This window comes from Streptomyces sp. NRRL WC-3549 (genome assembly GCF_000721935.1).
Lineage (GTDB): Bacteria > Actinomycetota > Actinomycetes > Streptomycetales > Streptomycetaceae > Streptomyces.
This window is the reverse complement of record NZ_KL585381.1, coordinates 150,927-158,625: the sequence shown is the minus strand read 5'-3', so window position 1 is coordinate 158,625 and position 7,699 is coordinate 150,927. Positions and strand designations below refer to the sequence as shown.

5 protein-coding genes are annotated in these 7,699 nt (G+C 73.4%); 2 read left to right on the top strand and 3 right to left on the bottom strand.

Features of this window, described 5'->3' with window-relative positions; genetic code table 11:
* Both cydC and IH13_RS0100970 read left to right on the top strand, forming a co-directional pair.
* Positions 1 to 2,523: thiol reductant ABC exporter subunit CydC (gene cydC, locus IH13_RS0100975; protein WP_037840644.1), on the top strand; the 2,523-nt coding region annotated here is incomplete at its 5' end.
* 107 nt (positions 2,524 to 2,630) lie between these two features.
* The gene (locus tag IH13_RS0100970) at positions 2,631 to 4,337 is read left to right on the top strand and encodes a sensor histidine kinase (RefSeq protein ID WP_031080171.1); all 1,707 of its coding nucleotides are present in this window, start codon (positions 2,631 to 2,633) and stop codon (positions 4,335 to 4,337) included.
* Between the two features lie 44 nt (positions 4,338 to 4,381).
* Here IH13_RS0100970 and IH13_RS0100965 read toward each other — a convergent pair whose 3' ends face one another.
* The 3 genes from IH13_RS0100965 to IH13_RS0100950 all read right to left on the bottom strand — a co-directional run.
* The gene (locus IH13_RS0100965; RefSeq protein WP_031080169.1) at positions 4,382 to 5,227 is read right to left on the bottom strand and encodes a Cof-type HAD-IIB family hydrolase; all 846 of its coding nucleotides are present in this window, start codon (positions 5,225 to 5,227) and stop codon (positions 4,382 to 4,384) included.
* A gap of 799 nt (positions 5,228 to 6,026) precedes the next feature.
* Complete coding sequence (locus IH13_RS0100955) at positions 6,027 to 7,247, bottom strand: hypothetical protein (protein WP_031080165.1); 1,221 nt, start codon at positions 7,245 to 7,247, stop codon at positions 6,027 to 6,029.
* Between the two features lie 52 nt (positions 7,248 to 7,299).
* On the bottom strand, positions 7,300 to 7,699 hold a 400-nt coding region (locus tag IH13_RS0100950), incomplete at its 5' end, for a hypothetical protein (RefSeq protein WP_324605156.1).

The window sequence follows — 7,699 nt, the reverse complement described above, 5'->3', positions numbered from 1 at the left end:
GCCTCGCTGCGGCTGGTACTGGAGGGGGTGACCGTCCGGCACCCGGGGCGTACCGAACCGTCGCTGGACGCGGCCTGCCTGGTGGTGGAGCCGGGGGAGACGGTCGCCCTGGTCGGCCCGAGCGGCGTCGGCAAGTCCACGCTCCTCGACGTGGTGCTCGGCTTCACCCGGCCCGACGAGGGGCGCGTACAGGTCGGTGGGGCCGACCTGGCGGACCTGTCACCGGAGCGCTGGCGCGAGCAGATCGCCTGGGTGCCCCAGCGCCCTCACCTCTTCGCCGGGACGATCGCGGAGAACGTACGGCTGGCGCGCCCCGACGCGGAGGACGACGCGGTGGAGAGGGCCCTGCGGGAAGCGGGGGCGTACGACTTCGTGGCCGCGCTCGCGGAGGGGGCGCGCACGCTGCTGGGGGAGGACGGCGCCGGTCTCTCCGCAGGCCAGCGGCAACGGATCGCACTGGCGCGCGCGTTCCTCGCCGACCGGCCGCTGCTGCTCCTGGACGAGCCGACGGCGAGCCTGGACGGCGAGACGGAGGCCGGCATCGTCGACGCGGTACGACGCCTGGCCGAGGGGCGGACCGTGCTGCTGGTGGTCCACCGCCCGGCGCTGCTCGCGGTCGCGGACCGGGTGGTGGCGCTGGAGCCACAGCCGGACGGCAGGCCGGAGGGGGACGAGGGGCTCGTCGGGGCCGGCCGGGCGCCGGACGGCCGGAGCGGCCCCGCAACGCCTGCCCCGGAAGAGCCCGCTCTGCCGGGAGGGGCGTCCTTCCGGGGCGGCGGCAGGGTGTTCGCCCGGGTGCGGGCGGCCGCCCGTGCGGAGCGCGGGAAGCTGGCTCTGGCGCTGCTGCTGGGGAGCCTCGCCGTCGGCTCGTCCGTCGGCCTCATGGCGGTCTCCGGCTGGCTGATCTCACGTGCGTCCGAGCAGCCTCCGGTGCTGTACCTCATGGTGGCGGTCACCGCGACCAGGGCCTTCGGCCTGGGCCGGGCGGTGTTCCGGTACGCGGAGCGGCTGGTGTCCCACGACGCGGTGCTCAGGACGCTCGCCGCACTCAGGGTCTCGGTCTACCGCGGGCTCGAACGCGTCGCGCCCGCCGGTCTGCGTACGGCGCGGCGCGGAGACCTGCTGTCGCGGCTGGTCTTCGATGTCGACGCCCTCCAGGACTACTGGCTGCGGTGGCTGCTGCCCGTCGGGACCGCGCTGGTGGTCGGGGTGGGGGCCGTGGGCTTCACCGGCTGGCTGCTCCCGGAGGCGGGGGCCGTGCTGGCTGCCGGGCTGGTCCTCGCGGGGGTCGGCGTGCCGCTGGTGAGCGGCGCCTGTGCGCGGCACGCGGAGCGCAGGCTGGCCCCCGCCCGGTCGGCTCTCGCGGTGCGGGTCGCCGACCTGCTCGCCGGGACGGCCGAGCTGACGGTCGCCGGTGCGCTGCCCGGGCGCAGGCGGCAGGCGCGGGCGGCCGACACGGTCCTCACCGTGATCGCCTCGCGCGCCGCGACGGCGACCGCCCTCGGCGCCGGGCTGTCCGTACTGATCTGCGGCCTGACCGTCGTGGGGGCGGCGCTCGTCGGTCTTCCCGCGGTGCACGACGGACGGCTGGCCGGTGTGGAGCTCGCCGTCATCGTCCTCACCCCGCTCGCGGCGTTCGAAGCGGTGAACGGGCTGCCGCTCGCCGTGCAGTACCGCCAGAGGATCGGGCGGAGCGCGGCACGGGTCCACGAGGTGCTGGACGCCCCGCTGCCGGTGCGGGAACCCGACGTGCCGGCCGAGGCTCCCGCCTCACCGTTCCCGCTGGTCGTACGGGGCCTGTCCGCGCGGTACCAGGGCGCGGAGCGTGATGCCCTGGAATCCGTCGACCTGACGCTGGCCCCGGGACGCCGTGTGGCGGTGGTGGGACCCTCCGGCTCGGGGAAGACCACCCTCGCGCAGGTCCTGCTGCGCTTCCTGGACCCGAAGGAGGGGACGTACCGCCTCGGGGGTGTGGACGCCTCCGCACTGGACGGCGACACGGTCCGGACGTTCGTCGGACTGTGCGCGCAGGACGCGCACGTCTTCGACAGTTCTCTCCGGGAGAACCTGCGGCTCGCACGGACCGGTGCGACGCACGACGAACTGAACGACGCCCTGGCCCGTGCCCGGCTGCTGGACTGGGTGCGGTCGCTGCCGGAGGGCATCGACACCCTGGTGGGCGAACACGGGGCCCGGCTCTCGGGCGGTCAGCGCCAACGGCTCGCGCTCGCGCGCGCGCTCCTCGCCGACTTCCCCGTGCTGGTCCTCGACGAGCCGGCGGAACACCTCGACCTGACGACGGCCGACGCGCTGACCGCGGACCTGCTGGACGCCACCCGGGGACGGACGACCGTGCTGATCACCCATCGGCTGGCCGGACTGGACGCCGTCGACGAGATCCTGGTGCTCGACGGGGGCCGGGTCGTGCAGCGAGGGTCCTACGCGGAACTGGCCGCGGCGGACGGGCCGCTGCGCGGGATGCTGGAGCGCGAACGGCACGGGGCGGTGGCGGCCGGGGTGTAGAGGAGTCTCACGAGGCGGCCTCGGGACCGCGATCGGGGGAGCCCGGCACTCGCGTACCGCCTCGGATCCGACTTTCCGGACGGATCGGCGCTCATTAGGCTCGGTCCATGGCCGAGCAGGACCCGAAGGACTCGCCCGAAGCCGCGACGCGGCCCACCGGAGGCCTGCGGGGGCTCTCCGCCGAGCTCACCGCGCGCGTTCCCGAGCTGCTGGAGGCCACACGGTCGGTCGGCACCGGACTGGAACTCCACTCCACCCTCGACCGCATCTGCGGGACCGCCGCGGAGCTCACCCGCGCCCGCTACGCGGCGATCGGTGTCGTCGACGAGTCCGGCGAGGGGCTCTCCGACTTCGTGACCCACGGGGTGCCGGAGGAAGCCGCCGCCGCGATCGGACGCCGGCCCGACGGCCGTACCGGTCTGCTGGGCGCGCTCGTCCGCGATCCGGTTCCCGTCACGCGGGCGGACCTGACGGGCGACCCGCGGTTCGCCGGCTTCCCGGCCGCGCACCCGCGGATGCGTACGTTCCTGGGGGTGCCGGTCCATGTCCAGGGTGCCCTCTTCGGCAACCTGTACGTGGCCGAGAAGGCCGGCGGCGAGCCCTTCGGGGATGACGACCGCCACCTGCTGCAGGTGCTCGCCACGGAGGCGGGGATCGCCATCGGCCATGCGAGGGCGTACGAGGCGGCCCGGCAGCGCGAACGGTGGATCGACGGGTCGGTGGCCGTCACCACGGCCCTTCTGTCGGGTGGGGACGCCGACGAGGCGCTCACGGTCGTCGCCGAGCGGGCCCGCCGCCTCGCCGACTCCGCCGCGGGCGTCGTGCTGCTGCCGGCCGAGGAAGGCGGCCTGGAGGTCGTCGCCGTCGCGTCGGACGACCCGGACCCGTCCCTGGGAGTGATCGTCACACCCCGGAGCCCGGTGGTGGCCGCGCTGCTGAGGGGCGAGCCGGTCTTCATGGACGACGCGGCCACCGACAGCCGTGTGATCACCCACCTCGCCGACCGGTTCGGACCGCACATGCTGCTGCCGCTGAGCATCGGCGGACGGGTGCTCGGCGCGCTCGCCATCCCGAGGGCGAAGGGGGACCGGCCCTACAGCGAGGCGGAACGGCTGCTGGCCACCCAGTTCGCCGCACAGGCGGCGCTCGCGCTGATGATGGCCGAGGCGCAGCGGGACCGGGAGCGCCTCGCCGTCTACGAGGACCGCGACCGGATCGCACGGGACCTGCACGACCTGGTCATCCAGCGTCTCTTCAGCACCGGGATGATGCTCGAACAGGCGCAGCAGCGGTCCGCGGTGCCCGCGGTCCGGGAGGGTGTCGGTCGTGCTGTCGGGGAACTGGACGTGACCATCCAGGAGATCCGCACGGCCGTCTTCGCCCTGCAGCAGGAGCCCGCGGAGGCGCCTGGCAGGCTGCGGACGCGGGTGATGCGGGAGATCGGTATGGCGGCGGTGCCCCTCGGTTTCAAGCCGTCGCACCGCTTTCTGGGGCCGGTCGACTCGCTCGTCGGGGAACTCGCGGCCAAGAACCTGATCGCCGCGCTGCGGGAGGCGTTGTCCAACGCCTTCCGCCACGCGCGGGCCTCGCGGGTCGAGGTGACCGTCGACGCCACCGCGGTCCTGCCGGACGGGCGGGACGCGGTGCGGCTGTCCGTCGCGGACGACGGGGTGGGGATCCCGGAGAGCGGGCGGCGCAGCGGGCTGCGCAACCTGGCCCGCCGCGCGGAGTCACTGGGCGGGGCGAGCTGGTTCGGCCCCGGGGCGGGTGAGGACGGCCGGGGAACGACCGTGTTCTGGCAGGTACCCCTCTGACGCGTTCGGCGGGTGTCCCTCCGACGCGCGGCCGGCGGCCGGCCTCAGAGGTTGGCGAGGATCCGCTCGATGACGACCGCCACGCCGTCCTCGTTGTTCGTCAGGGTGACGCCGGAGGCGGCCTCCACGGCGGCCGGGTGGGCGTTGCCCATCGCGAACGACGTCCCCGCCCAGCCCAGCATCTCCACGTCGTTGGGCATGTCGCCGAAGGCGACCACCTCGGCCCGGTCGATGCCGCGCTCGGCGCAGCAGGCGGCGAGCGTGCCGGCCTTGGAGACGCCGGGGCCGCTGATCTCCAGCAGCGCCGTGGGGCTGGAACGGGTGACCGAGGCGAGGCCCCCGGCCGCCTCACGGGCCAGTGTGAGGAAGCTGTCGGGGGTGAGTTCGGGGTGGTGGGCGAGCACCTTCAGGACCGGTGCGCCGGAGTCCGGCTGTTCCTCGCGGAGCAGCTTCTCCGCGATCGCCACGGTGGCACCGGGATCCAGGTGGAACGGCGGGTAGGAGGGCTCGTAGTGGATGCCCGTGGTCAGTTCGACGGCGAACGACGTCTCCGGAGCGGCGTCGCGCAGGATCCGGACCACTTCCAGGGCCGCGGTCCGCTCCAGGGGGCGCACCTCGACCAGCCGTCCGTCCGCGTGCAGGTCCGCGACGGCCGCGCCGTTCGCACAGATCGCCATGCCGTGGCCGTGCACATGGTCGCTGACGACGTCCATCCAGCGGGCCGGCCGTCCGGTGACGAAGAAGACCTCGATCCCGGCGTCCTCGGCGGCCGCGAGGGCGGCGATGGTCCGGTCCGACAGGGTCTTGTCGTCACGCAGCAGAGTGCCGTCCAGGTCGGTGGCGATCAGCCGGGTCACGGCAGGCAGAGGCGAGTCGATAGCTGAGGTCACACCGCCATTCTCCCGTACCAGGTCGCACGGTCGTGCAGAGGGGCGCACATCTGAGAGTGCGGGCCCCTGAGCTGCGGTACATGACCCTGGCATATGCCGAGGGCTGAGGGCGGGCGACGGGACCCGGGCTGCCGGCCGAACCGAGCCAGGGCCTCGGTGGCGATCTGTTCGAACACCGGGCCGTCCGCCGCGGAATCGGAGCCGCGGACGGGCCGGTACAGGACGATCCCGGTGCGTCCGAGCGCGATGCCCGCCGACCGCAGCCAGGGATGTTCCGCGTCTCGGGCGCACCTTCCGCGACGGCCCCTGGTACGGCGCCCTGCCCACCCTCACCGCCGCCGCGGCGGCGACCGAGCGCCTTTGCCCGGGCGCCCGCGCCACCTCGGGCGAGCCCTTTTCGCGCATCACGCGTTGGCCGGCGGAAACGCGTCAGGGTGCAGGAAGGGCCGACGGGGGCGCCCAGATCGGCTCGACGGCGAAGGAGACTTCCGCTCATGCGGCGTCAACTGGAGCGGAGCCGCCACGGTGGGCAGCGTGGTGGGCGCGGATACGTTCGGCCTCGGCCGGCTCCTCGGCAGGGCCGTGCTCCGCTCCGGCGGCGGCGATGTACTCATCGATGGCCCCGCGCCGGAGCTGCCGCTGTACGGCCTCCTCGATGTAGGAGGAGACGCCTTGTCCGCCGGCTCGTGCGCGGATTGCCTCCAGCGTCTCGGCGCGCGGGGAGACGCCGGTGCCTCGGGTCTTGCCGGGGCGGGGCGGGGCGGGGCGGGGCGTGGCGAAAGGGTACGTACGTGACCTGTTAACGTGCCGGCGCTCCGAGGCGGCCACCGCGGCCGGCGGCGAGCTTGCTGAGGCGGTCGCTGATGACCGAGACGCCCGGACGGGGCTCGCTCTCGTAGTACCAGGGCTTGCGTCGACGCAGCAGCGCCTCACCGTGCTCACTCCAGACGAATCCAGGTTTCCGCAGCAGCTTCCGGAACACCACGTCAGCCGTCTCCGGGTGGGCGGCGGCCAGACGGCGGATCGGCAACGGCGCGATCGTCTCCTCGCGCAGGTACGTGCGCAGCAGCTCCTGGTGCCGCCTGCGGCCGGTGCGTGCGGGGTCCGCGAAGAGATCCTGCAGCATCCCGTAGTCGGCGTAGAAGTTGAGCCCGTCGACCTGGTCGTGGATGACACCGATGGTGTCCGATTCCGCCAGTTCCCTCGGGAAGGCGAAGGAGGGCAGGTCCGGTCCAGGGACCCGACGACGCCGGGCACGACGTCCGGGCTGCGCGGCGACGGCGGCCTCCTGGCGGGCGCGGTAGTAGGCGTTGAGGAGGTCTTCGGCTTCGGCAGGCGGAAGGATCAACTCGTCGCCGCCGCAGAACTCGACGAACGCGGCCCGGTCCTCCCGCATCCGCCGCCATCCCTCCTCGGTCTTCCGGGGGTTGCGGAAGACCAGCTCGGGCCGGTCGGTGGCCAGTTCAAGCGCCGCCTGTGCGATGTCGGCGGCGCGGGACCCGGGGTAGTACGACATCGCCCCGGACACCAGCCACGCCCCGCCGGCCGAGTGGACGGGTACCAGGCAGGTGTGGAGGAATCCTCCCTCGGACACTCCGCGGAACGCGGTCCGCCCGACGTTCGAGTACGTGTGGTACTCCAGGTCGTCGATCAGGTTCAGCAGGACGACGGCGTCCCCGTCCTTGCGCAGGACCTCGAAAATGCCCTCGACCGGGTCACGCCAGCCGAGCAGCATCTCCCGCTCGGCCGCGGTCAAGTCCTTCCGTCCGGCGACGAACCGGCCCACCACGGTCGACCCGTCCGGCAACCGGTACCGCAGGACGAAGTGGTCGGTGATCCGGATCGCCTCACCCTCGTCCAGCTGCCGCGCGGGCCCTGCGGCTGCCAGCAGGAGAGGCGTCAACCATCGGTCGAAGCGAGCGCTCTGAGCGAAAGCGACCAGTTCCCCCTTCAACTCGGCGCTGCGCTCAATGAGGTCGGTGAGCGAGGGGCCACCCACGCTCTGTACGGCGTCAGCCACGTCAAGCCCCTTCGTGCGAACCGGTTCCGAGTGAAGTGAGGAAGGCCCGGCCTCAGCCGGCCCGGTGACGCAGCGCCTCGATCCACTCCGCGCCTTCGGGCGCGGGGGCGGGCAACGGCAGTTCCAGGATGCCGATCAGCTGCCGGGCACGGCCACGCGCGCAGACAGCGAGGATCCTGCCGTCGGGCGTGAGGTCGACGCCGCGCACTGTCACCTCGCCACCGAGAACCGTGGTGGTGAAGGGCACGTCCAGATGCTCCTCAAGCATGGTGAACAGACCGGTCCTCTGCTCGTCCTCGCCGTAGGCGTCCACCGTCGCCTCTTCGATCATGGCCTCCAGTTCGGCCCTCCCCGGTCTGTCCATGACGCCACGGTAGCGGCCACCGACGCCCTGTCGGCGTGGCCCCCGAATCTCCTCTTCCGGTCGGCACCTGTCTCTTATACACATCTCT

Bases quoted from the DNA above. Each gene is read 5' to 3' on its own strand.
- IH13_RS0100970 (WP_031080171.1), top strand. From the start codon at position 2,631: ATGGCCGAGCAGGACCCGAAGGACTCGCCCGAAGCCGCGACGCGGCCC.